This is a genomic window from Bifidobacterium tibiigranuli, from assembly GCF_009371885.1.
In the GTDB taxonomy this organism is placed as follows: Bacteria; Actinomycetota; Actinomycetes; order Actinomycetales; family Bifidobacteriaceae; genus Bifidobacterium; species Bifidobacterium tibiigranuli.
In genome coordinates this window covers 1-21739 of the sequence record NZ_QLZA01000001.1, presented here as the reverse complement: position 1 = coordinate 21739, position 21739 = coordinate 1, and the positions used below count along the sequence as shown (strand labels likewise).

The following is a 21739-nucleotide window of genomic DNA, read 5'->3' as shown; positions in this document are numbered from 1 at the left end:
CTGTATCCTGCGGATTCTACCAGTCCTCCGCACTCTGTCTCGTTTGTGAAATTTATCCGAGTTAATTGTCGTAAACGAGGCATAGTTCAGCGGACTCTGTCTCGTTCGTGACATCTAGCCCCAGTTAATGTCGTAAACGAGACAGAGTCCCTGGACTGCCACCACGTTTGGGCATAGACCCAACTTAGCGTCACGAAAAGGGCATTATCCGGGCAGCTATGCCCCTTTTGCGCCTCTTAGCTCAAATAAGCGTCACGAAAGGGGCATAACCGCACTCAACGGTGCCCCTTTCGTGACACAAACAGAAGGCCGTGTCGGTACAGGAAACCCGTGCTAACACGGCCTTATCATGTGCAGCCCGAAAGCTGCGGCTCACGCATCAGCTCTCAATGGCGATCTGATGCTTGGCTTCGACCTGCGGCTTCGGCTCGACCTTCGCAATCGCGAGGCTCAGCGTGCCGTCCTTGTAACTGGCATGGATGTCGGATTCCTTGACCGCATCGCCGACATAGAAGCTGCGCGAGCACGAGCCGACATAACGCTCGCGGCGCAGCCACTTGCCGCTCTTCTCATCCTTGTCCTCGTGGTTCTCATCCTTGTGCGCGGACACGGTGAGATATCCCTCATGCAGCTCGATTGCGATATCGTCCTTGTTGAAGCCGGGCATGTCGATGTCGACGTCATAGGACTTGTCGCTTTCGCGCACGTCGGTCTTCATCATGTCGCCGGACGCGGCCGCGCCGCTCACGCGAGACGGCAGTTCGCGCCATTGCGAGAAGAAGGGATCGTCGAAGAGATCCGTGAACATCGAGTCATTCATCAGTGACGGAAACATAGCCATAATCAATACTCCTTGCATTACGAGGGAAACAGCTGGTCAAACGCCCGACATCGCTGCCGGCCACCTTCACCGCCGCTTCCGGAGTCCCTTCAGGGGAGCTCCCGTGTGTTCCTTTCACTGTGTTCAACCGAGTCAGGAGTAAGCATCTTCCCGAGTTTTACCTTGAGTGAACAAAACTTGAGTGCTTAAGACTCAAGTTTTGGAAAACATGCATTGTGCAGATGATCCTATTGGCAAATGCCCGCCATCTGTCACTTGTCGTCGTAAGGGAACACCCGGTCGTGCTGGGCTTCGAACTCACGTACTCGGCTCATGTATCCTTTGTCATTGAACTCGATGATGGATACGCCGTCGAATATATACGATTCCTTTTCACGCCCGCTGAACGTCCACGTCACCGTCAACATCGGCAGCCCCAACGGATTCATACCATGCCTCATCTCATGAATATCCCACGAATCGACTATCTGCTTGGCGAGCATATCGCTGATCCATCGATGCATTTGCTCCAATCCCCGATAGACCGGTCCATAGCACTCCTCATAGCGGCAATCGCGTGCGAACAGCTTGTCAAGATCGCTGAAATCGCGGGTCTTCCACATCGCGAAATACCGCCTGACCGATTGCTCGCGCGCGTTCTGTGCAGTCTTGACATCGGTTGTTGCAGTACCGTCAGCGGTGTCGGTTGCGCCAACGGCATCAGTCGCGTCAGTTGTGCCAACTTCGCCGGTTATGCGGAATCGGGCGGCGTGTGGCCGAGCGTCCAGACTGCCGGCGTCGTAGTTGCTGCCCGAGCTGCATACATCCGGAACCATTGCGCTACTCCCCTTCCGTCTGCCCCAGCGCCGCATTAAGATAGTCGCGCAGCACCACGGCCTGATTATGCTCCGGGTCCTTCGCCCCATACAGCAAGGTCACCACGTCGTGCGTTCTGCATATGTCCAACAGATCGCCGACCGCCGGATTGTCATCCAATTCCTGAACATACCGAGCGCGGAATTCCTCGAAACGCTCAGGATCGTGCCCGAACCATTTACGCAGCTCCGTCGATGGCCCGGCCTCCTTAAGCCACAGATCGAGGCCAGCCTTGACCTTCGATATGCCCCGAGGCCAAAGCCGGTCAACAAGAACCCGATAGCCGTCGTCACTGTCAGCAGAGTCATCTACAGCATCATAAATGCGCTTGATTGCAATACTCATGCCTCCATCTTCGTCGCCGCTATGACATTTAAGGCTGTGACGTGTAAGGTCGCGGCATTGGGGGCTACGGCGTTTGCCGCTACAGCATCCCTACGTAATCTCAACGCACGCCCTAAGTATACGAAGCCGAGTCAGCTCACGCCGAGCAGCATTCCTATGGCGAGCACGATGGCACCGCCCAAAGTCACCACGAGGAGGGAGTTCTTCATGGGCACATGCAGGAAGCGGTTGCGGACCCAGGCAATCACGAAGAGCTCAATGGCGACCACGATGAGCGCGATGAGCAATGACAGACGCAGACTGGGAATGAGGAACGGCAGGGTATGGAAGATGCCGCCGATGGTCGTCATTCCACCGGTTATGACGCCGCGCACGATGGCCGAGCCGCGTCCCGTGGTTTTGCCGGTATCGGAAAGCGCCTCGGACCAGCCCATGCTCACACCCGCGCCAAGTGCAGTGGCCATGCCGACAAGGAATGCCGTTCTCGAGCTGGACGAGATGGCGGCGGCGAAAATCGGCGCCAACGAACTGACGGTGCCATCGATAAGCCCCACTAAGCCGGGCTGAACGTATTGCAGCACGAAGGCATCATGGCTTATGCCGTGCGGAAAACGTGTGTTCCGCGAAACTGCACGCCCATCTCCCGTTTCGGCCCCATACACCGAACTTTTCTCGGCGCAAGCCGCCGTGCTCTCTTCGTCCGCAGCGTTTATCGCACCATCAGATTCAACATGTGCAGCCGATGCAGTATCGTTCGTCATTCCGTTGATTCTCTTGCCTTGCGCCTGCGAGACGCCGCCCATTTCGAGCGCGCCCACAGCTATCCCGTTTTCCGTGACCATGTCGGTCCTCCGATCTTTATTCATTTTTATCTTAAGTCTTTTTTAATAAGATGCAAATTAAAGAAAAGAAACACTGGAAATAAAGGAGACACGCTGGTACCCTTAGGCAATATGAACACGGAACTGAAGGAACGGCGCGGGGCGCGCGATCTCGATAGCCTGCTGCACGATCGCGGGCTGCGCAACACCCCGCAGCGCCAGCTTATCTACCGCATCGTCGCCTCCTCCCCCCAGCATCTGAGCGCCGTAGCTGTGCAGCAGCGGCTCGAAGACACAATGCCCGGCATCTCGCTGCCGACCGTGTACGCCACGCTGGATCTGTTCGCCGAACTGGGCATCGTACGCAAAATAGCACTGGCCGAAGGCCCCGTGATCTACGACACGGGGCAGCGCTATCCGCACGCGCATATGGTGTGCCGCCAATGCGGCCGCATCTTCGACCTCGACATTCTCCCGGTCAACGACGCCGACGTCGCTGCCGCGGCGAATCAGGGATTCCAGGTCGATTCTGGCGACCTCGTGCTGCACGGGCTGTGCGCCGATTGCCAGGCCCGCGAACGCCTATCAGCCGCAAAGACCGTCACCGCCGTCACCAAGGAGCAACGCACGGCGGCGTGACGCGGGCAGCTTTCGAAATCCGCCTCGCGCAATCCATGTGATCCCACATACACCCATCGCGCCTATCTGTGGTAGGTTCCAAGGTCTGTTGGCATCTACCTGCCTTATTCGTTGCATCTTTTAGAAATATGACAGGTACTTGATATCGAAGATATATAGTTTTAATATCTAGTATACTAATGGTTATTAGCGTTTAGCTATTAAGTACCAACGATAAGCGAGGATGCAATGCGATACGTGCCCACTACGGTGAAACGCGATCTGCGTATCATAGGCGAACGGTTTTCGCAGCAGCGCAAACTGCTGCTGCTGACTATCGCCGACGTGGCGCAGCGCGCCGGAGTAAGCCCGACCACAGTGGCGAACCTCGAACAAGGCAAGGCTGTGCGTTCGGATTCGATGCTCGCCATCGCACGCGTGCTGCAGCTCGCCGATGCCATCGTGACGGCAAGCGACCCCTACCGAACCGACCTCGGCCGGCTCCGAGCCAACGAGCAGCTCCCCAAGCGCGTCCGGAGGTAAGGGATATGGCTAAGAAAACCATTGAAGCGACAGTGCTGGTCACCTTGGATTCAGGCAAGGAAGCGCCCGCCGGGACGCTGTATGCCACTGGTAATGATTTGTCGTTCCGCTACGCAGCGGATTATGTCACGAACCCGCAAGCCTTCGACATGTTCCCCTCAATGCCCCGCTCGTTGGCACCGTTCTATTTCTCCGGATTAGGCCAGTTCTCAGATTCGGCACCGGATAGGTGGGGCCGAAAAGTGTTCGCACGCAGTCTCAACCGCACGCGCGTGAGCGAATCGGAATATCTTTTCGGTGTGAACGATTTGACCCGACAGGGTGCCGTGCGCTTCATCATCGATGGCAAACCGGTGGCCGGCGACGAAGGGGTGCCGGTGCTGGCCAATATGCCAGAGCTGCTGAACACCGCAGACGCGGTGGAGCAGAATCGCGATGTAAGTGACATTTCGCTGCGTCGGCTCTATCGTGCGACCGGATCCCTAGGCGGCGCCCGACCAAAGGCTTCCGTGTTCGACCGCAACGCGCTGTGGCTAGCGAAGTTTCCCAAGCCGAATGGCGACGCGTGGGATGTTATCGGTTGGGAGGCGGTAACTCTCGAAATCGCGCGGCTCATAGGCATCAATGTGCCTGAGCACCGGACCATCACTGTGAAAGATGCCAATGAACAGCATCGAACCGTGCTGCTGATCAAACGCTTTGACCGCAAATCTGCGCCGAGCATTGAGGAAATGGAACGAATCCCGTACATGTCGGCGATGACCGCGCTCGATAGTACCGACGGCGAAGGCGGCGACTGGCTCGATCTGGCGGAATTCACCCGCAGGATCGGCGCAGACACTGTCGAACTGTGGCGCAGAGCCATGTTCGGTGCGGCCATCGGCAATCTCGACGATCATCTGCGCAATCACGGATACCTGCGTATAGGGCGTGCATGGCAGCTCGCCCCTGCATTCGACATGAATCCGGAACCCTACGAGGCCGATTCGCCAGATATGCATCAGCTCTCATTGTTCGGAGACGCAGCGATAACCACGGGCAAACTGCTGTCAGCTGACAGCCTTAAACTCTTCGGAGCGACCCGAAGCTATGCGGACCAATGGCTGGCAACCCTGCGCTCAGGGCTGGCACAAACTCTTGCGAGAGCCTCCCTGCGACGCCTCGACGCGCACTCAATCAATGTGATGGCCGAGCGGTTCAACAGGGGAATGGAAGCCTTAGCATGAGCGATCCAAAGCGGCTCTCCCATCGAATCAGACACTTGGACAATTCCCTGTCAAGACATCAGCCAGCAGCCCTAAACAGCCCGTCGCCAGCAGAGATTGAATCGCTGTTCCGGCTTATGCTGCGCGAGATGGGGCCGACCGGCTGGTGGCCTGCCGACACTATATTCGAGATCATGGTCGGTGCCGTGCTCGTGCAGAACACAGCGTTTACCAACGTAGAGCGTTCGCTGGCCTGTCTCAAAGAGGCCGAAGCGTTCTCGCCGGACGCAATCGCCACAATGCGTAGCGCCGATCTGCAAGGGCTGATTCGACCGTCTGGATTCTATCGCAACAAGGCGCGCGCCCTGCAATCACTGGCTCAATGGTATCGGCAACAATTCGACTGCGAGCCGACGAACGCGCTGGGCGTGCCGGACGAGGAACTCCGGCACGAGCTGCTGGGATTGTTCGGCATTGGAGGCGAAACCGCCGACGTGCTGATGCTATACGTATTCGACCGCCGGTCATTCGTCGCCGACGCATACGCTCGCAGACTGTTCGCTTTTCTTGGCTGCAAGCTCCCTGCCGGCTATCCCGCGTTCCATAAGGCATTGGCGCCAGTCGTGCTCGCCACAGGATTGTCGACCGCGCAGCTCCAAGAGTTCCACGGGCTCATTGACGAGTTCGGCAAGGCATATCGCGATGATGCCGCCAAGGCCGAATCATTTATCGCAGGGCGATGGCAAACCGGCAGACCTTCACCGATGAGAACAAAAACAGGAACAGAGAGCCCAGGCAACAGACCGTTCCTGTCACGAGCGAATATTCATGAATAACGAATGCGGGTGGGCTTTCCTCCCAAAGTCACATGCGATAATCGTCAGCTATAACTCAGCAATCGTTGTAAGACACGTCTCATACTCTGTAGATCTAGAGATCTGGAGGTCTCGCAATTATGTGCAGATTCACTCGCACAGTCATGCTATAAGCTGGTCACATGGCAGCTCAGAAAACGCAACCGACCAACGCAAACGTCGATGAATTCCTTGACGCTACGACCCCTGCACGTCGCCGGGAAGATGGAAAAGCACTCGCCGAAATCTTTCGTGAGATCACTGGCGTCGACCCGGTGATGTGGGGACCATCGATTGTGGGGTACGGAAGCTACCGCTATGTTTCGCCCGCGAATCCTCGCAATCGCGGCATATGGCCCAAAGTCGGGTTCTCGCCGCGCAAGGCACAGCTTTCGCTCTACGACCTCAAGGATTTGCCCGCCGGAGTCGAACTGCTGCCGACGCTCGGCACATACACCGAGGGCGCGGGCTGCGTCTACGTGAAAAAGCTCAACGACATCAACCTAGCCGTGCTCCGCAAACTCATCGCCATCGCGTGGACCCGCGAGGACGACCCTGAGCCTGCATTCGCACGGTAACGTCCTAATACTCAGAGAGGACACTGGTTGCCCACTGCCGAAACTGAACAGCACGAGAAGAAGTGGATTGATACCTGACCGCTAAAATCATGTCCAGGTTGTACATCGTGACTTCGCGCCGCACCTGACGATTGCTCTCCCACTCGCCTATGAGTATGAGCTTCGAAATTACAGTGAGACTCCGACAAGAACCGACTTTCTTCAAGTGGCTCAAAGCCGTTGGAAAGTCGGTTCATGGTTCAGCAATAGATTGAAAACTACTTACTCACTTCGAAACGTTAAATTTAAACTCTACGATGTCGCCGTCTTGCATGACGTAGTCGCGGCCTTCGAGGCGGAGCTTGCCGGCGTCCTTGATCTTGGTCATGGCGCCTTCAGCGGCTACGAAGTCGTCGTAGGAGACGATTTCAGCCTTGATGAAGCCTTTTTCGAAGTCGGTGTGGATGACACCGGCGGCTTGCGGAGCGGTCCAACCTTGATGGATCTGCCAAGCGCGGACTTCCTTTTCGCCTGCGGTCAGGAAGGTCTGCAGACCGAGCACGTCGAAGCCGACGCGGGCGAGCTGATCGAGGCCAGATTCGTCCAGTCCGGCGTCGGCAAGCATCTCGCGGGCGTCGCCCTCGTCCAATTCGGTCAGGTCGGCTTCGAACTGCGCGTTGAGGAAGATAGCCTTGGCCGGGGCCACGGAGTCAGCGAGCTTCTGCTTGGCGGCATCATCCTGCAGCTCGTTGTCGTCCACATTGAACACGTAGATGAAGGGCTTGGCGGTCATCAAATGCAGGTCGTAGATGGTATCCTTATCGATTTTGCCCGCGGCGGCCGCGTGATCGATGGTTTCGCCGGCTTCGAGAATCGTCTTCGCCTCATTGACGGCGGCGACGTACTCGCCGCTGACCTTCTTGCCACGCAGATCCTTTTCGAGCCTCGGCAGCGCGTTCTCGATGGTCTGCAGGTCGGCAAGGATCAGCTCGGTGTTGATGGTGTCAATATCGTCCGTAGGGTCGACCTTGCCGTTGACATGCACGATGTCGTCATCCACGAAGGTGCGCACGACCTCGCAGATCGCGTCCGCCTCGCGGATGTTGGCCAGGAACTTGTTGCCCAAGCCCTCGCCTTGCGACGCGCCTTTGACGATGCCTGCGATATCAACAAAAGTCACGGTCGCCGGGATGATCTTCTCGGTGTGCACCAGCTTGGCGAGCACCGGCAGACGCTTGTCGGGCAGCGGCACGATGCCGGTATTCGGCTCGATGGTGGCGAAGGGATAATTCTCCGCAAGTACGTTGTTGCGGGTCAAGGCATTAAAAAGAGTCGACTTGCCGACGTTGGGCAGGCCGACGATTCCGATAGTTAAAGACATGCTCCCCAGTCTAGGGGAAACGCTGACATACCAGCGCGCACTACTCATGATGCGTTGCGAGTAGTGCGCATGAACCTAACATGCATGCGGGTGAGCGACTGACGTGAATCCTCATAATGGCAACGAGACCATCTATTCTCGCGCCCATATGCATGTTCGTTATGCGTGCACTACGCAAAACGCTTGGCAAGTAGTGCGCATTACTCAAGTCGCTATACCTCATGGCCAGAAAGACACCACATACCATCCCATATGTCCACTATGCGGACTTGTACATCGCTCTATTCGATGACGGGATATAAGAGCAATTCATACCGCCCAATGGCCGCAAACGACATCAGCAACGGTAAATAGCGCAATCCGCAACGCAAACAGTCGGCAAGATGATCGCACAAGCCTCTCCTTGCGCATGCCCGATGGAAGATCGCCGTCGCCAGGGCCATCTACGAGAGCGTTATGCTTGGCTATCGGAAACATGTTGTAAACATATTCGAAACAAATGGCCGAAATATCGGCGGCATCTGCAAGAGCTGCCAGAGAGACGCAACGCATAGCTGAACACGGGAAGGAGAGAGCGTGAGCTGGACCATCATATCGGCGAGCCTGCCGCTGTTCGCGCGGGCGTTCCTGCTGACGCTCAGACTCTCAGCCGTCAGCATCGTCTTCGCCTCGCTGCTGGGTCTCGTCCTTGCGCTCGTGCGCGAATACCGTGTCCCTGTGTTCTCTCAGGCCAGCGCGACCATCGAAGAGCTGTTTCGCAACACTCCCCTGCTCATCCAGCTGTTCTTTCTGTATTATGCGTTCCCGACCATCGGCATCAAATGGAACGCTGAAACCTGCGCGATCATCGGCATGTCCATCCTCGGCGCAGCGTATATGTCGGGCGCGTTCCAAGGCGGATTCGACGCGATTCCCAGCGTGCAGACCGAATCGGCGCGCGCCTTGGGGCTCTCTCCTATGCAGATGATTCGGCATGTGACGCTGCCACAAGGGCTGACGCGCAGCGTGCCGGCGGTCGCCGCGAACGCGATCTTCATAGTCAAGGAAACCTCCGTATTCACTGTCATCGCCGTGCCGGAGCTGACAAATACCGCCAGAGATCTCATCGGCATGTACTACCGCACCGACGAATACCTGCTCCAACTGGTCATCGCCTACGCAATCATCCTCATACCGCTGTCGGTCATCCTGACCTTGCTGGAAAGGAGGGTCCGCCGTGGCACTTTCGGCGATAACTGAGAGCATGAGTATGGGACTAAGCATGAATCTGAGCCTGAGCGGCGGCGCGAGCGTGCTGTTCACTGGAGACAATTTCGCCCGGCTGATGTCCGGGCTGTGGACTTCCGCATCCATCGCAGGATTGGCGCTGCTTGTCGGCATCCCTCTGGGCGTGCTGATCGGGGCGCTGCGCATTCTGCGCAACCCGGCATTGCGCGCCATACTGCGCGTCTACCTCGAATTCTTCCGCATCATACCGACGCTGGTGATTCTGTTCCTCGCATATTACATTCTGCCCCGCGAACTTGGCGTGCAAGTCGATGGCACGACCGTGGCGGTGGTCGCCTTCGGCCTATGGGTTTCTGCGGAAATCAGCGACATCGTGCGCGGCGCACTGATTTCCGTGCCGGATCATCAGGTCGACGCAGGCAAGGCACTCGGCATGGGCGGGCTGCAGCTTCTGTGGTTCGTACGCATTCCGCAGTCAATCGGCATGATGATTCCTGCCACCATCAATCTCGCGACCCGCGTGATCAAAACCACGTCGCTGCTGCTGCTTATCAGCGTCATCGACGTGGTCACCGTCGGCCAGCAGATCATGGAGGCCAATCGCACGGCTCACCCCGACGCCGCATTCTGGGTCTACGGCTTCATCTTCCTCTTGTATTTCCTCGTCTGCTGGCCGCTGTCGATGGCTGCCAAGGCGTTGGAACGTCGTGCCAAGGAGCGCAATCATGAGTGATTCCACCGTCAACGTCAACGCAGCTCTCAATACGACCGCCGGCACTGCGCATGTCGGCACAACTGTCGGCACCGCGGACGCCGCAGCCACAGACGCTGCGCCGCTGCTTTCCGTACGACACTTGAGAAAGTCCTATGGCAGCCACGAGGTGCTCAAGGACATCAGCTTCGATGTAATGCCGGGCGAGGTCGTCGTGCTCGTCGGCCCTTCCGGTTCGGGCAAGTCCACGCTGATTCGGTGCCTGAACGGCCTCGAAGACATCCAGGATGGCGAAATCAGCTTCAACGGCCGGCCCGTGTCGCGCAACAGCGAGAAGGCGTGGCGCAAGCTGCGCACGCGCATCGGCATGGTGTTCCAAAGCTACGACCTGTTTCCGAATCTCAGCGTCGCCAAGAACATCGAGCTGGGTCCCACCGCCGTGCAGAAGCGGGCCAAAGCCGAAGTCGACGAGCAGATGGACCGGCTGCTGGCCGATGTGCAGCTTTCGCAATACAAGGACTCCTACCCGAGAGAGCTTTCGGGGGGTCAGAAGCAGCGCATCGCCATCGTGCGGGCGCTGGCGATGAACCCGGAGCTTATGCTGTTCGATGAGGTGACTGCCTCACTCGACCCGGAGATGGTGCGCGAAGTGCTCGAACTTATGCTTCGGCTCGCCAAACGCCGCATGACGATGATCGTGGTCACGCACGAAATGGAATTCGCCCGGCGTGTAGCCGATACGGTCATGTTCCTCGAAGACGGCGTGATTCTCGAACGTCAGCCCGGCGGCGACTTCTTCTCGTCTCCGCAGACTGATCGGGCGAAGCGCTTTTTGGAAAGCATGTCTCCGGTGGCCGCGGAATGATACGGCAGGAACGATGCGCTGGCGCTACGGCGATCCCTCACGGATTCCGCAGCGCCTCTTATATGCTAGTCGCGGTCGCATGCTCCGCCTCCGGCCAGAAAAATTTGATGGTATCCAACACAACGAAGGGAATATGATGTCCATCTTCAAAAAAACATCCGCCGCGCTTCTCGCCGGGGCAATGCTGCTCGCCGTGGCCGCATGCGGTTCGGGCAACGGATCCAATGGCGGCAATGCATCAGGCAATGGCTCGTCCCAGCAAGGGCGAACGGTCGAGCAGATCAAGAAGGATGGCACGATTCGCATCGCCACCTTCGGCGATCTGCCGCCGTACGGCTACGTGAAGAATGACGGCACGCGGGCCGGCTACGATGTCGCGCTCGGCAACCAACTCGCCAAGGATCTGGGCGTCAAGGTCAAATGGGTGCAGGTCAACGCCGACGGCCGCGTGGATTCGCTCAAATCCGACAAGGTGGATCTGGTGCTCGCCAACTTCACCGTCACTGATGAACGCAAGCAGGTCGTCGATTTTGCCGAACCATACATGAAGGTCTCCATCGGCGTGGTCTCCCCCGACAAGGCCAAGATCACCAGCCCTGACCAGCTCAAAGGCAAGGATCTGGCGGTGACCAAAGGCACGACGGCAGAAACCTTCTTCACCCAGCAGTACCCGGATGTGAACCTGCAGAAGTTCGATTCCAAAACCCAGCAGTTCCAAGCCTTCAAGGATGGTCGCGTAGCCGCTCTGGCGGACGATAACACGTATCTCTATGCTTGGGCCAAAGACAATCCTGGCTACACCGTGGGCATCAAGAAGCTCGGCGACGAGTCGACCATTGCGCCTGCCGTGAAGAAGGGCAACGCCAGCCTGCTGAACTGGGTCAACACGAGGATCAAGCAGCTCACCGCCAATGGCTTCTTCCGCACGACCTATGAGCAGGAGCTCGCGCCTTCCTTCACCAGCGACATCAAGCCGCAGGATGTGATTATTGGCTAGAAGCTGGCAGATGGTGCGCACTACTCATGATGCGTTGCGAGTAGTGCGCACGAACCTAACATTGCGCTGGCTGGCCAGCTGACGTGAACATGCGTAGGGGCAACGAAATCAATGATTTCGTTGCCCCTACGCATGTTCGTTATGTGCGCACTACGCCTCTATGGCATTAATGGCGTCAATGACGCTGCCACGGAAGCCATCCTTTTCCAATTGCACGACGCCGCGGATGGTCGAACCGCCAGGCGAGCAGACAGCGTCCTTCATCGCGCCGGGATGGGTTCCGGTGGCCAGATACAGCGCGCCGACGCCTTCGGCCATCGCAGCGGCCAGGCGGTAGGCGGTCGCACGCTGCAGTCCGTGCTGCACGCCGGCGTCACCGAGCGCCTCGATGTACATGGCGGTGAACGCCGGAGCGCAGCCTGCGATATCGGTGGCGATGCCCAAGTGCTCGCTATCGACGCGCTCGATCTGCGCAATCGGCGAGAAAATCTCCTCGAAAATCTTGGCTTCCTCGTCGCTGAGCGCGTTCGACTCTTCGGTGACCAGAATGCCCTTGCCCACGGCGATGGGCGTGTTCGGAATCGCGCACTGCACATGCGCTCCGTCGCCCAGCAGCTCGCGGTACTGCTCCAAGCCCCAGCCACCGGCAATGGAGACGATGACCGGCTTGCCGCTTTTGAGTTCTTCGGACACTGGGCCGAGTACGCCCTCGATCTGATAGGGCTTGACGGCGATAACCACGATATCGGCGGCTTCCACGACTTCGGCGGCATCATGCTTGGCCTGTGCGCCGATAGTCGCCGTGTTGCGCTCAAGTTTGTCGAAATGGCCGGCGCAGGCCACAATCCGCTCCCCTGGCACCACGCCAGCATTGACCAGGCCTTGAGCGATGGCCTGAGCCATGTTGCCGTATCCGATGAATCCTATAACCGGCTTGTCCATGAACATTCCTTTCGTCCGCATCTGCGTGCGGTGCCATTTTCTAGTTGGTGTGATTGTTGTGGTTGTTGTGGCGTCTTATCTGACCATGGTAATGGGACATGCTAATTACCGATAATCACAGAAACACGCCGGCCAGGTCGCCGCGATCAAGCGCTTCGCCATAGAGCCGTCGGAACACCGTGTCACCATGCAGTCCGTCATGTTCGAACTCGTTGGTGACCCAGTAATGCGAACGCCCGATGCGCGACAGGGTGTCGAGCTGCAGGCCGGAGTCGACATACATATCGTCGAAGTACACCGCCGACTGCAGCGGCACTTCGTTGCGCGCCAACTGCGCCGCGTCATATATCGTGCCGAAATGTGTGTCGGCCATGAGCACATCCATCGCGGCACGGAAAGGCCGCAACGCGCGTTCCTGCTCGAACATCCACGGGAACATCGCCTCGCCGGTGAACAGCAACGGCCGTTGCTCGGTGCCGAACTCGGGATGCTCGTCGCGCACCTGCTGCGCGGCCCAGCCAATCGGCTGCTCCAATTCGCCATCGGCATAGATGAACTCCTGCAGCGGCCAGTACAGCGGGTTCGACGCTGTGGCCGATTCGACAGCAGTCAGGAACTCGCTCGACGGCGCAGACTCGTTGCTTGGCTCGCCGTCGCTGTCGAGGAAGGCACCGTCGAAGATCCAATGCACGCGCTCGAAGCTCGGCTTCATGCCGAAGCTGCCGCCGAGAGTCTGCAAACGCTCGACGCTCAGCGGGTCGCCATTGGGGAGCATGGGCAGCACTGGCAACATGGGCTGCGTGAGCAACGTTGCGTCATCGCCGCCGGCATGTTCGAGCCGGTCGGCAACGGCCGCAACCCGCGCGCGATCCTGCGGATAGCGAGCATAGTATTGCCGTGTCTTGGCGGCCATGCGCGGGAAGGTATGCTCGTAGACCTCACGGGCGTCAGCCGGCACATGCGGGATGCCGCCGCAGGTGAAGCTCGCCACAAGCCCTTGGGGGAACAGGGAAAGATAGGTCAGCGTCAGAAATCCGCCATAGCTCTGCCCGAGCGTCACCCAAGGGGCAGCGTCGAATTCGGTGCGGCGCAGATGCTCGAAGTCGCGCACGATCGAGTCAGCCAGGAAATGCTTGAGATGCGCCGCCTGATCTTCGGGCCGCTCGAAACGGGCCATGATCTGCGCATTGACATGCGAGGAGCGGCCGGTGCCGCGCTGATCGGGCAGGATGACGCGAAAATGCTTGATCGCCTCGGCTATCCAGCCATCATCTGACGGATCGATCGGCCGCGGCCCCGCTCCCCCAGGCCCGCCCTGCAGATACACCAGCAGCGGAAGCTTGGTATCATGCGCATGCTCGGGCGCGCTGAGCACGCGGTAGAACAGGCTGAGCGAATCGCCGGACGCCCGGCTATAGTCTCCGGGCACCTTGCCGGACCAGTCGAGCGGCACCGGAATCGAATGCTCCTCGATATGCAGCCCCGGAATGTAGTATTCGTGCAGCAATGTCATGCGTCGCGCCCTTTCTGCGGTACTGTGCGTTACTTTGCGGCGTCTTCCGTCGCCTCTTGTCGTCTTGCGCTATTGCGCGTTCGTTATTGTGCGTCCATCAGTGCTGTCCATATCACCCATACGCGCGGACATGTGCATCATCCCGCAGCATGATGGCCCTAGGTGTTCCATTGCGTTAGCCTTGAGGAATGAGCAGACTGAGAGGGTTTATCGCATGGTGCCGCAGATGCATCCTCCCTTCTGACGTGCTGCTTGCCTTGGGCATTCTACTGCTGCTCGCCATCAATACGGGAGTTCCCAAAACCGAGGGGCTGCTGGCCTATCACGGTGCGTACTCGCAGGTGCTGTGGAGCATTGCGCTGACCCTTCCGGTGCCACTGCGACGTTGGAAGCCCGAGCCAGCCGCTGGGGCTTTTGCCATGCTGTCGGTCGTGCAGCTCATCGCAGGACCGTCCATTGTGCTCACTGACTGTCTCGCCTTGGTCATGCTGTATTCGGTGATCGTCTACGGCAAACCTGCGCTTACGCGACGCTTCGTCGTGCTGGCTTGCTGCGTAGGCGCAATGGCCGCGCTCATCATGGCATGGGCATCTGTTATCGGCCCCGCCTCAGCGTTTCCCAAGTCGCAATGCGTGGCTGGGAAGACGGGTAGCTATGGAGATATCTTCGGAAGCTTCAGCGGCTGCTTCGGCCAATTCGCCGTGTCGGCAGGCTCGTTCGGCGTGGCGATTGGCGTATGTCTGGCGTCGACCGTCATCATCGCCTATTGGACACGGGCGCGGCTCGCCACAGTGCGCCTGCTGCAGGAGCGCAACGCCTCCATCGAAGCGCGGGAGGGCGAAGAACGACGCATCGCCGCACTGGCTGAGCGCGCCCGCATCGCCCGAGACATGCACGACGTGGTGGCACACACGCTTTCAATCATCATCGTGCAATCTGACGGCGGGCGCTACGCCGGCACCCATGACCCGGCTGTTGCGCGCTCGACCATGGAGACGATACGCCATGAATCGGAGCATGCGCTGCATGACATGCGGCGGGTGCTCGGGGCGCTCGGCGGCTCCACGCACGCCGATTACCACGACATCGACACGCTGCTGGCACAGGCGAGTGCGGCATCGCCAGATTGCCGTTTCGCGCGTCGGGTTGCAGGAACGCCAGCGCCCGACCAGCTCGACGCCAAGGCGAGCGCCGCGCTATACCATGTCGTGCAGGAATCGCTGACGAATATCCGCAAATACGCCGGGCCTAAGGTCAAGGTCCTCATCAGCGAGACATGGGGCGAATCAGGCATGGAACTGGCTATCAGTGATGACGGACGCGGCGCGGGAGCCACGCTCGACGGGCACGCGAGCGGCTATGGGTTGATTGGCATGCGCGAGCGCATCGAGGCGGCGCGTGGCACGCTTTCCGCAGGGCCTCAGCTCAGCGGCGGTTTTGCCGTGCACGCATTCGTGCCATATAGCGGCCAGACTGCGGCTCAGAGCGTTGTGGACGACAGCGACACAGATAATCGAAATCGAGACGATGCAGGGCACTTATACGATGCCGCAGAAGCAAACGAATCTTCAAGCATCGCTTTCGACAGTAACGACACCGAATTCGGCAGCGCTCCACGCTCCGAAGCCCAAAGCGCACACTACGAGGCAACGTGCAACGCCGAAACCGGCAATGGCAACGAGACAGGCGCTGCCGCATCGCGCATTATCGACAGCTCAGCCAGCAGCACTCGCCTCAACGCAAACACCGAAGCCAGCGGCGTAAACAGCGCCATATCCGGCAACGAGCCGCCGCATGCGGCGTTGTCACACGACGAACTTTCTCATAACGACGTACCTCACGACGATATATCCCACGAACTTGATTTCTCGATTGTGCTCAAAACAAGGCTCAGCGACATCATGCAGATGCTGCGCGCCAAACCGTTAGACCAGGCGTTGCCCCAAAGCGAGGGTCGCTTCAACTGGGTCGAGCGGCTGTCGCAATGGAGCGAGCGGCACTACTTGCTGATTGATATTCTCATCATGCTGTGCCTCATCGTGTTCTCCTGCGCAATCGATTACGTTGATCTCTTCCGCTATCCCCACGAAAGCATGATAGTCGTCTGGATGCTGAGCATCGTGAGTCTTCTGCCGCTCGCCCTACGACGGCAGGCCCCGGAATTCAGCGCCGCCTGCGTGGCAATCTTCTCAGCGCTGCAGCTGGTGTTCTACTCGCCCATGCTGACCTCGAATATATTCGCGCTGCTTTCGCTGTACTCGGTCATCGTCTACGGCCGCGCTCGCGCCCGCCGATGGGTATGGGCTGCGGTTCTTGTCAATGTGGTGCTGCTTGGCGTGAAAGTGGCCCTTCCCAGCGGCTACGATTCGATTTTCATTGCAATGCTCGGCACCAGCAATGGCAACCATTACACCTACGATAGATCGCAATGGGAGGCGCTGGCCTCCGGTGGCGGCTTCGCCATCGTCTTGGCCATGCTGTGCGCGGGAACCATTGCGCTAGGCCTCTGGGTGCGCGCCAGCGGCTCGAACGCCTTGGTGCTGCGCTCGCGCGAAGAGGCATTGCGTGCCGAACGCGAGCAGCAGAAGATTCTTGCAGCCAATCTCGAACGCGATCGCATCAGCGCGTCCATTCAGGCCGAGGTCACGCACACGCTGACCGGCGTGATCGATCAGGCGGTCGCAGGGCTGCGAATGCTGGATGACCTCGAATCGCGCGGCGAGCAGCCCTCGCCGCAGGACCTAGCTTCGGCGTTCGAGGATATTGGCTCACGCGGACGCTCCGCGCTTGCCGATATGCGCCAATTGCTCGGCGTGCTGCGCGAGACCGGATTCAGCGATGCTGCACGGTCCGGTGCCGCTCATGGTAGCGTTCATGGCGATGCCGCCGAAGGCGGTCACGGTATGCAGCTCAAGCCCGCAAGGAATCTGGACGAACAGTTCGAAACGACTGCGCATACGGCTTAGCCTACGTCTGTCCGCGCCTTCAGCCAGTCGTGCCACCAGCACGGCTCATTTCTTGCGGCTTATCGCATACGATTCATGACATGCGATACCCGCCGCAGAATCTCAATCAGGCACTCACGGCCGCCCGCTGAAGTCGGCTGTTCGCTGAGGTCACTGAAATCACCAAGCTCACTGCGGAGATACGCTAAGCTCCTGCTTTTCCTTCTGCTCCTGCTCTTGTTTCCGTCCCTGCTCGACCAGGCCGCGCAGCGTGACCTCGTGCACATCCTCGCAGACTGTGGCATTCGGGTCGGCGATGGCGCGGATGATGTCGCGGCAGCGGCAATCGCCATCGGCGTCGACGTGCCGCGCCAGGCAGCCAGCGCCAACCACCGGAAGCTCAAGCACCTGCCCGGCTTCGCAGATCAGACGCGAGACCACAGCACCGGTGGACCGGGCGTCGAACACCCCATCCTCTTCGCTGGTGCCGGACAGGCACAGCGGTTCGTCGTCGAAGAAACGCTCCTCGAATTCATCAAGGCCAACGGCATTGGCGATGGTGGCGATACGCATGTCTGCGCCCCACTCGTTGAGGCTGAACACATCATCGAGATACTGCGCGACGGGCGTGCCCTCGACACCTAGCGGCAGGGAGATGAGCACGATGCCGGTGCGACCGCTCAAGCGCTCGAGCATTTTGGCCGCATCATGCTTGACGGTGCAGGTCAGGCAGCAATCGCTCATCGGGCACACTTCCGTGTCCGAGCTGAGCAGGCCGATGTCGGCTCCCGGCATACTCACGATGCGCAGCACTTCCATATCGGCAGCCGGCTGCTCGGGGTCGAGGCTTTTGAACGCGTCGAGGGCGTCGGCGCTGACGCGCACATCGTATGTGATGCCATACGCGGCCTCGCAGGTGTCCATCAGCGAAAACGCCACGGAATCCATCGACAGCCGGTCCGCTCCTGTGAGCAGCACGACGTCCAAGGACGTTGCCGGAGCGGCATTGCGGTTGCGCGATGCCTCTGGGCGCGATATCAAGGAATCAGACATGACATCCCTTCAACTTGTGATAACGATTCTCGTTTGTTATATTGGCAGATATGACCAAACAATGTCAAATTCTGGGCGCGCATGTCTCAACCGGCAACAACGTATCCCACTCGCATCGCAAAACCCGTCGTACCTTCAAGCCGAACCTGCAAAGCAAGCGCTATTGGGTGCCTTCGCTGCAGCGCCACATCACGCTGACAGTAAGCACCAAGGGCATCAAGACCATCAGCCGCGTCGGCATCGAGGCAGCACTCGCCCAGGCGCAGGCCAAGGGCTTCATCGATCTCAACCAGGCGCGATAAGCGGCAGTTCCTTCGTTAATTCGCTCACAGCGAACACTGACGAAGTCATGCTTTCGCGTGCCGGTTTTCTCTAGCGTTTCAGGATGCTAGCGGAGACTGGCATACGCCTGCATCGCAGATCAGCAGCCTCAGCCCATAAAGCGCCACACGGCACGTACACACAGCATCAGAAAGGATTGTTCATGGCCAGCAAAGCATCAGTGGTTCGCCCCATCATCACCATGCGTTCGACCGCAGGAACCGGATCGACCTACACCACCACGAAGAACCGCAGGAACACGCCGGACCGTCTCGAACTGCTCAAGTTCGACCCCGTCGTGCGCAAGCGCGTGATCTTCCGCGAAACGCGCTGATTCGCGTCTTTCGCGCGAGTCTCGCAGTGCGTTCGCGCGTGAGCGTATCAACGCATAACGCATCAGCAATCTCACATCATCAAGCAATCCTAAGGAATCAAGCATGGCTAAAACCAGCAAGATATATCGAGAACGGCAGCGGGAAGAAACCGTCGCCAAGTACGCCGAGCGCCGCGCCGAATACAAGCGCGACAGCGTCAACCCGCATCTGAGTGCCGAGGAGCGCGAGGAGGCCATGCGCAAGCTGCATGCGCTGCCCCGCAACGCCAGCCCGGTGCGGCTGCGCAACCGCGACAGCATCGACGGGCGCCCGCGCGCGTTCAACCGCAAATTCGGCCTCTCCCGCATCAACCTGCGCGAGAAGGCCCATCGCGGCGAGCTGCCGGGAGTCACCAAGTCCAGCTGGTGACTTTTCGCGGTTCGGGCGCTGCCTTATAAGCGCGCCCAGCAATCAACACTGACAGATAAGGAATCATATGAAAACCGATATCCATCCCGCATACGGCTACGTCGTCTTCCACGACCGCTCGGCGAACCGCTCCTTCCTCACCAAGTCGACGCTGGTAGCCAAGGCTTCGCAGCTGCCGACCATCGAATGGGAGGACGGCAACACCTATCCGCTGGTGAACGTGGAGGTCTCCTCGTACAGCCACCCCTTCTACACCGGCAAGAACGTCGTGCTCGACACGGCCGGCCAGGTGCAGAAGTTCAACGCCCGCTACGGCAAGCGCACCAAGTCGCAGGCCTGAGCGCTGGCCGCTGGCTGCGCTCCCCCTGTCGATGTAGCAATATCAATCCGAAAGGAATCACCCCATGAAAGTCAAAGCGTCGATTCGCTCCCTGGCGCACAAGGACGGCTCGTCCATCGTGCGACGCAGGGGCCACCTGTACGTCATCAATAAGAAAAATCCGCGTTGGAAAGCGAGGCAAGGCTGATGGCACTGCCAAAGTATAAGACATCACGAGCCAACACCCATGCGCGTCGTTCGCAGTGGAAGGCCGAAGTTCCGCAGCTCGCTACCGTGCGCACGCCTGAAGGCGAAACCGTGCAGGTGCCGCAGACGCTCGCAGCCGCCGTGCGCAAAGGCTACGTGAAGCCGGAAGATCTGTGAGATCGTAGCGCTACGGAGTTTATTACAGTGAAATCGTCAGTGTTTCAGAGCTTTCCTGTTCATGCTGACGGTTTCATTGCCGTAGATAACGCGTTGCGATAGGCAATATGCCGCGATAACTCAGGTTTCGCACATGATTGTGGGCCTGACGATTCATTGAATCGTCAGGCCCACAATCGTTTCGTTTGCGATTACGCCTAACCCAACTATTTTCTTCCCAAAGGCGCGGAACTCATATCTATCGTCCTATCGTTCGCTTTCAAGATGTTTGGCGATGTCGCGGCGCGCGTACATCACCGCCGCCACTGTGACAGTCTGGGAAGGTTCGTCAACACGATAGAACATCAAATAGTTGCCGACCGCTACTCTGCGATACTCCTGCGCAAGCGGGCGAATCGGAGCGTACACGCGGTGTGAGTACGGGTACTCACCCAAGGAGTCAGCAGCAGCCATGAAGGCATCCGCGAGACGCTCGGCAGTTCTCGGTTCGCCAAGCTCAGTCGCGATATAGCGAACCGCATCGCTCATATCAGCCAAAGCCGTGGGAAGCACGACGACGTCATACACTTGAGTCTCCGGCGATAGCATCCTTGAGCATTTTCAATGTGTCCTTGGTGCTGAACCGGCGCTTGTCCACTTTGGCCTGGCGCTCCGCCTCAAGCAGATGCGAATACACCTGACCGTCGAACTGCAGATTCTCGTAGGCTTCCATGCTCAGCACGACCATGTCACCAAATCCGTTTTTGGTCAGAAACACCGGCTCGCCCGTGTCATGAACCGTTTTTGAGATATCCGCGAAATTATTGCGCAGATCCGAAACCGGCCTGATCTTTCCCTGATGCATAGTCATGTCAACCGCCTCCATGAAAAGATTAGCATAATTATGCTAAATATAATCTGTCAGGCGGTTAAGGCACCGGTTATTCTCGCTGCCCGAATCTTCTTCTTTGTTCTCGATTCTCAATGAATATAGTATGTGTATACTTATGTATATGCCTACAAAGAATGTGTATGTATCCGATGCTGATTTGCCGTTGTTCGAGAAGGCCGCCGAACTGGCCGGGGCACTGTCGACTGCGGTTGCGGCCGGATTGCGGCTGTATGTCGCTCAGTGCGAAAGGGAGACTAGGAAAATGGCGATGCAGACTATCGAAGTCGAGGTGAATGACGGACCGGTGGTAAGCGTCAAACGGTTCGTTGGCAGAAAGATTCTGCGTTATGAGGAGCGTTCAGGGCTGCGTACTACGACGTTCCGCGTCTATCTCACCGCGAAGAACCAATACGCCATCTATCAGCGCAACGATCCTGATTGGGGCACGCTCTCCAACACCGAAGGAACCGGCCCGGGCTGGGAAGATGCGGAAACCTGGCAAGGCGACTGGCGGCATTCCAAAGAACGCTCGCTGCAGGTCTTCCCCAATCTGGACAGCATGAAAGGCCACATGCCGAGCGAACTCATTGCCGCACTCACCCAGACTCAGCAGCAACCCGCCGTCGAAGAGCTCGACATCTGATTGTGTGCCAGCTAGCAAAAAAGACAATCAAATCGTCATTCACCTCTGTCATGTGCAATGGGGGTGCGGTGGAAAACTTGGGCACTGATTAGGGAGGGCTGATTGGTGCCGAAATATTCCGAGGAGTTTCGGGAACGGGTTCGTTCGTTCGTGCGCGCTGGCCGTTCGCCGGCGGAGGCGTGCC

At 58.6% G+C, this 21739-nt stretch carries 28 protein-coding genes; 17 read left to right on the top strand and 11 right to left on the bottom strand.

The window, feature by feature from the left end; translation table 11 throughout:
* Positions 1 to 379: 379 nt before the first annotated feature.
* From DDF78_RS00140 to DDF78_RS11795, 4 genes are all read right to left on the bottom strand, one after another.
* Positions 380 to 841, bottom strand: coding sequence for an Hsp20/alpha crystallin family protein (locus DDF78_RS00140; RefSeq protein WP_152579971.1), 462 nt, complete (start codon positions 839 to 841; stop codon positions 380 to 382).
* Between the two features lie 251 nt (positions 842 to 1092).
* Positions 1093 to 1656, bottom strand: a complete 564-nt coding sequence (locus DDF78_RS00135; RefSeq protein ID WP_162000644.1) for a nuclear transport factor 2 family protein — start codon at positions 1654 to 1656, stop codon at positions 1093 to 1095.
* A gap of 4 nt (positions 1657 to 1660) precedes the next feature.
* On the bottom strand, positions 1661 to 2041 hold the full coding sequence (locus DDF78_RS00130) for a DUF488 domain-containing protein (protein ID WP_152579973.1): 381 nt from the start codon (positions 2039 to 2041) through the stop codon (positions 1661 to 1663).
* Positions 2042 to 2172: 131 nt separating this feature from the next.
* A complete protein-coding gene (locus tag DDF78_RS11795; RefSeq protein WP_162000645.1) occupies positions 2173 to 2883 on the bottom strand; it encodes a VIT1/CCC1 transporter family protein in 711 nt (236 codons plus the stop codon).
* A 111-nt stretch (positions 2884 to 2994) separates the two neighbouring features.
* Here DDF78_RS11795 and DDF78_RS11790 point away from each other — a divergent pair, with 111 nt between their 5' ends.
* The 5 genes from DDF78_RS11790 (at position 2995) to DDF78_RS00100 (ending at position 6660) form a co-directional block, all read left to right on the top strand.
* The gene (locus tag DDF78_RS11790) at positions 2995 to 3501 is read left to right on the top strand and encodes a Fur family transcriptional regulator (RefSeq protein ID WP_162000646.1); all 507 of its coding nucleotides are present in this window, start codon (positions 2995 to 2997) and stop codon (positions 3499 to 3501) included.
* Positions 3502 to 3729: 228 nt separating this feature from the next.
* Complete coding sequence (locus DDF78_RS00115) at positions 3730 to 4023, top strand: helix-turn-helix domain-containing protein (RefSeq protein WP_152579976.1); 294 nt, start codon at positions 3730 to 3732, stop codon at positions 4021 to 4023.
* A gap of 5 nt (positions 4024 to 4028) precedes the next feature.
* Positions 4029 to 5249: a type II toxin-antitoxin system HipA family toxin gene (locus tag DDF78_RS00110; protein WP_152579977.1), complete on the top strand. Its 1221-nt coding sequence runs from the start codon at positions 4029 to 4031 to the stop codon at positions 5247 to 5249.
* Positions 5246 to 6064 (top strand): endonuclease III domain-containing protein, encoded by an 819-nt coding sequence (locus DDF78_RS00105; RefSeq protein WP_152579978.1) that lies wholly within the window; start codon positions 5246 to 5248, stop codon positions 6062 to 6064. The genes DDF78_RS00110 and DDF78_RS00105 overlap by 4 nt, the downstream gene beginning before the upstream one ends.
* A gap of 161 nt (positions 6065 to 6225) precedes the next feature.
* On the top strand, positions 6226 to 6660 hold the full coding sequence (locus DDF78_RS00100; RefSeq protein WP_152579979.1) for a DUF1801 domain-containing protein: 435 nt from the start codon (positions 6226 to 6228) through the stop codon (positions 6658 to 6660).
* Between the two features lie 4 nt (positions 6661 to 6664).
* On the opposite strand, the gene rhuM is transcribed toward DDF78_RS00100, so the two are convergent.
* Positions 6665 to 6865 (bottom strand): RhuM family protein, encoded by a 201-nt coding sequence (gene rhuM / locus DDF78_RS12240; RefSeq protein WP_368731811.1) that lies wholly within the window; start codon positions 6863 to 6865, stop codon positions 6665 to 6667.
* Between the two features lie 60 nt (positions 6866 to 6925).
* Positions 6926 to 8020 carry a redox-regulated ATPase YchF gene (gene ychF / locus DDF78_RS00090; protein ID WP_152579981.1) on the bottom strand — a complete coding sequence of 365 codons (1095 nt, stop codon included), beginning with the start codon at positions 8018 to 8020 and terminating at the stop codon, positions 6926 to 6928.
* 576 nt (positions 8021 to 8596) lie between these two features.
* Here ychF and DDF78_RS00085 point away from each other — a divergent pair.
* The 4 genes from DDF78_RS00085 to DDF78_RS00070 all read left to right on the top strand — a co-directional run bounded on the left by DDF78_RS00085 (position 8597) and on the right by DDF78_RS00070 (position 11821).
* Entirely contained in the window at positions 8597 to 9259 is a 663-nt protein-coding gene (locus DDF78_RS00085) for an amino acid ABC transporter permease (RefSeq protein ID WP_152579982.1), read from the top strand.
* 4 nt (positions 9260 to 9263) lie between these two features.
* Positions 9264 to 9980: an amino acid ABC transporter permease gene (locus DDF78_RS00080; RefSeq protein WP_237564487.1), complete on the top strand. Its 717-nt coding sequence runs from the start codon at positions 9264 to 9266 to the stop codon at positions 9978 to 9980.
* Entirely contained in the window at positions 9973 to 10824 is an 852-nt protein-coding gene (locus tag DDF78_RS00075) for an amino acid ABC transporter ATP-binding protein (RefSeq protein ID WP_152579983.1), read from the top strand. Before DDF78_RS00080 ends, DDF78_RS00075 begins: the two co-directional genes overlap by 8 nt.
* Positions 10825 to 10960: 136 nt before the next feature.
* Positions 10961 to 11821 carry a transporter substrate-binding domain-containing protein gene (locus tag DDF78_RS00070; protein ID WP_152579984.1) on the top strand — a complete coding sequence of 287 codons (861 nt, stop codon included), beginning with the start codon at positions 10961 to 10963 and terminating at the stop codon, positions 11819 to 11821.
* A 150-nt stretch (positions 11822 to 11971) separates the two neighbouring features.
* On the opposite strand, the gene proC is transcribed toward DDF78_RS00070, so the two are convergent.
* Positions 11972 to 12763, bottom strand: a complete 792-nt coding sequence (gene proC, locus DDF78_RS00065; protein ID WP_152579985.1) for a pyrroline-5-carboxylate reductase — start codon at positions 12761 to 12763, stop codon at positions 11972 to 11974.
* 115 nt (positions 12764 to 12878) lie between these two features.
* The gene (locus DDF78_RS00060) at positions 12879 to 14276 is read right to left on the bottom strand and encodes an alpha/beta fold hydrolase (protein ID WP_152579986.1); all 1398 of its coding nucleotides are present in this window, start codon (positions 14274 to 14276) and stop codon (positions 12879 to 12881) included.
* A gap of 188 nt (positions 14277 to 14464) precedes the next feature.
* On the opposite strand from DDF78_RS00060, the gene DDF78_RS00055 reads away from it, so the two are divergent.
* Positions 14465 to 17242: a sensor histidine kinase gene (locus tag DDF78_RS00055; RefSeq protein WP_152579987.1), complete on the top strand. Its 2778-nt coding sequence runs from the start codon at positions 14465 to 14467 to the stop codon at positions 17240 to 17242.
* A gap of 168 nt (positions 17243 to 17410) precedes the next feature.
* Here DDF78_RS00055 and DDF78_RS00050 read toward each other — a convergent pair whose 3' ends face one another.
* Positions 17411 to 18274 carry a hypothetical protein gene (locus tag DDF78_RS00050; RefSeq protein ID WP_237564486.1) on the bottom strand — a complete coding sequence of 288 codons (864 nt, stop codon included), beginning with the start codon at positions 18272 to 18274 and terminating at the stop codon, positions 17411 to 17413.
* 50 nt (positions 18275 to 18324) lie between these two features.
* Here DDF78_RS00050 and rpmB point away from each other — a divergent pair, with 50 nt between their 5' ends.
* From rpmB to rpmF, 6 genes are all read left to right on the top strand, one after another.
* Complete coding sequence (gene rpmB / locus DDF78_RS00045) at positions 18325 to 18576, top strand: 50S ribosomal protein L28 (RefSeq protein ID WP_152579988.1); 252 nt, start codon at positions 18325 to 18327, stop codon at positions 18574 to 18576.
* A gap of 182 nt (positions 18577 to 18758) precedes the next feature.
* Complete coding sequence (gene rpmG / locus DDF78_RS00040; protein WP_024462827.1) at positions 18759 to 18929, top strand: 50S ribosomal protein L33; 171 nt, start codon at positions 18759 to 18761, stop codon at positions 18927 to 18929.
* Positions 18930 to 19032: 103 nt separating this feature from the next.
* Entirely contained in the window at positions 19033 to 19338 is a 306-nt protein-coding gene (gene rpsN / locus DDF78_RS00035) for a 30S ribosomal protein S14 (protein ID WP_152579989.1), read from the top strand.
* A gap of 67 nt (positions 19339 to 19405) precedes the next feature.
* Positions 19406 to 19678 (top strand): type B 50S ribosomal protein L31, encoded by a 273-nt coding sequence (locus tag DDF78_RS00030; RefSeq protein ID WP_152579990.1) that lies wholly within the window; start codon positions 19406 to 19408, stop codon positions 19676 to 19678.
* A gap of 64 nt (positions 19679 to 19742) precedes the next feature.
* Positions 19743 to 19865 carry a type B 50S ribosomal protein L36 gene (ykgO, locus tag DDF78_RS00025; RefSeq protein WP_024462824.1) on the top strand — a complete coding sequence of 41 codons (123 nt, stop codon included), beginning with the start codon at positions 19743 to 19745 and terminating at the stop codon, positions 19863 to 19865.
* A complete protein-coding gene (rpmF, locus tag DDF78_RS00020) occupies positions 19865 to 20041 on the top strand; it encodes a 50S ribosomal protein L32 (RefSeq protein ID WP_024462823.1) in 177 nt (58 codons plus the stop codon). The genes ykgO and rpmF overlap by 1 nt, the downstream gene beginning before the upstream one ends.
* 246 nt (positions 20042 to 20287) lie before the next feature.
* Here rpmF and DDF78_RS00015 read toward each other — a convergent pair whose 3' ends face one another.
* Together DDF78_RS00015 and DDF78_RS00010 are read right to left on the bottom strand one after the other, a co-directional pair.
* The gene (locus DDF78_RS00015; RefSeq protein ID WP_272869810.1) at positions 20288 to 20629 is read right to left on the bottom strand and encodes a type II toxin-antitoxin system RelE/ParE family toxin; all 342 of its coding nucleotides are present in this window, start codon (positions 20627 to 20629) and stop codon (positions 20288 to 20290) included.
* Positions 20601 to 20891, bottom strand: a complete 291-nt coding sequence (locus tag DDF78_RS00010; protein ID WP_237564485.1) for a type II toxin-antitoxin system Phd/YefM family antitoxin — start codon at positions 20889 to 20891, stop codon at positions 20601 to 20603. Before DDF78_RS00010 ends, DDF78_RS00015 begins: the two co-directional genes overlap by 29 nt.
* Before the next feature lie 142 nt (positions 20892 to 21033).
* Between DDF78_RS00010 and DDF78_RS00005 the strand changes: the two genes are divergently transcribed.
* Positions 21034 to 21555: an EXLDI protein gene (locus tag DDF78_RS00005; RefSeq protein WP_152579992.1), complete on the top strand. Its 522-nt coding sequence runs from the start codon at positions 21034 to 21036 to the stop codon at positions 21553 to 21555.
* Positions 21556 to 21739 lie beyond the last annotated feature (184 nt).

Bases quoted from the DNA above. Each gene is read 5' to 3' on its own strand.
- DDF78_RS00140 (WP_152579971.1), bottom strand. From the start codon at position 841: ATGGCTATGTTTCCGTCACTGATGAATGACTCGATGTTCACGGATCTC.
- DDF78_RS00135 (WP_162000644.1), bottom strand. From the start codon at position 1,656: ATGGTTCCGGATGTATGCAGCTCGGGCAGCAACTACGACGCCGGCAGT.
- DDF78_RS00130 (WP_152579973.1), bottom strand. From the start codon at position 2,041: ATGAGTATTGCAATCAAGCGCATTTATGATGCTGTAGATGACTCTGCT.
- DDF78_RS11795 (WP_162000645.1), bottom strand. From the start codon at position 2,883: ATGGTCACGGAAAACGGGATAGCTGTGGGCGCGCTCGAAATGGGCGGC.
- DDF78_RS11790 (WP_162000646.1), top strand. From the start codon at position 2,995: ATGAACACGGAACTGAAGGAACGGCGCGGGGCGCGCGATCTCGATAGC.
- DDF78_RS00115 (WP_152579976.1), top strand. From the start codon at position 3,730: ATGCGATACGTGCCCACTACGGTGAAACGCGATCTGCGTATCATAGGC.
- DDF78_RS00110 (WP_152579977.1), top strand. From the start codon at position 4,029: ATGGCTAAGAAAACCATTGAAGCGACAGTGCTGGTCACCTTGGATTCA.
- DDF78_RS00105 (WP_152579978.1), top strand. From the start codon at position 5,246: ATGAGCGATCCAAAGCGGCTCTCCCATCGAATCAGACACTTGGACAAT.
- DDF78_RS00100 (WP_152579979.1), top strand. From the start codon at position 6,226: ATGGCAGCTCAGAAAACGCAACCGACCAACGCAAACGTCGATGAATTC.
- ychF (WP_152579981.1), bottom strand. From the start codon at position 8,020: ATGTCTTTAACTATCGGAATCGTCGGCCTGCCCAACGTCGGCAAGTCG.
- DDF78_RS00080 (WP_237564487.1), top strand. From the start codon at position 9,264: ATGAGTATGGGACTAAGCATGAATCTGAGCCTGAGCGGCGGCGCGAGC.
- DDF78_RS00075 (WP_152579983.1), top strand. From the start codon at position 9,973: ATGAGTGATTCCACCGTCAACGTCAACGCAGCTCTCAATACGACCGCC.
- DDF78_RS00070 (WP_152579984.1), top strand. From the start codon at position 10,961: ATGTCCATCTTCAAAAAAACATCCGCCGCGCTTCTCGCCGGGGCAATG.
- proC (WP_152579985.1), bottom strand. From the start codon at position 12,763: ATGGACAAGCCGGTTATAGGATTCATCGGATACGGCAACATGGCTCAG.
- DDF78_RS00060 (WP_152579986.1), bottom strand. From the start codon at position 14,276: ATGACATTGCTGCACGAATACTACATTCCGGGGCTGCATATCGAGGAG.
- DDF78_RS00055 (WP_152579987.1), top strand. From the start codon at position 14,465: ATGAGCAGACTGAGAGGGTTTATCGCATGGTGCCGCAGATGCATCCTC.
- DDF78_RS00050 (WP_237564486.1), bottom strand. From the start codon at position 18,274: ATGTCTGATTCCTTGATATCGCGCCCAGAGGCATCGCGCAACCGCAAT.
- rpmB (WP_152579988.1), top strand. From the start codon at position 18,325: ATGACCAAACAATGTCAAATTCTGGGCGCGCATGTCTCAACCGGCAAC.
- rpmG (WP_024462827.1), top strand. From the start codon at position 18,759: ATGGCCAGCAAAGCATCAGTGGTTCGCCCCATCATCACCATGCGTTCG.
- rpsN (WP_152579989.1), top strand. From the start codon at position 19,033: ATGGCTAAAACCAGCAAGATATATCGAGAACGGCAGCGGGAAGAAACC.
- DDF78_RS00030 (WP_152579990.1), top strand. From the start codon at position 19,406: ATGAAAACCGATATCCATCCCGCATACGGCTACGTCGTCTTCCACGAC.
- ykgO (WP_024462824.1), top strand. From the start codon at position 19,743: ATGAAAGTCAAAGCGTCGATTCGCTCCCTGGCGCACAAGGACGGCTCG.
- rpmF (WP_024462823.1), top strand. From the start codon at position 19,865: ATGGCACTGCCAAAGTATAAGACATCACGAGCCAACACCCATGCGCGT.
- DDF78_RS00015 (WP_272869810.1), bottom strand. From the start codon at position 20,629: ATGCTATCGCCGGAGACTCAAGTGTATGACGTCGTCGTGCTTCCCACG.
- DDF78_RS00010 (WP_237564485.1), bottom strand. From the start codon at position 20,891: ATGACTATGCATCAGGGAAAGATCAGGCCGGTTTCGGATCTGCGCAAT.
- DDF78_RS00005 (WP_152579992.1), top strand. From the start codon at position 21,034: ATGCCTACAAAGAATGTGTATGTATCCGATGCTGATTTGCCGTTGTTC.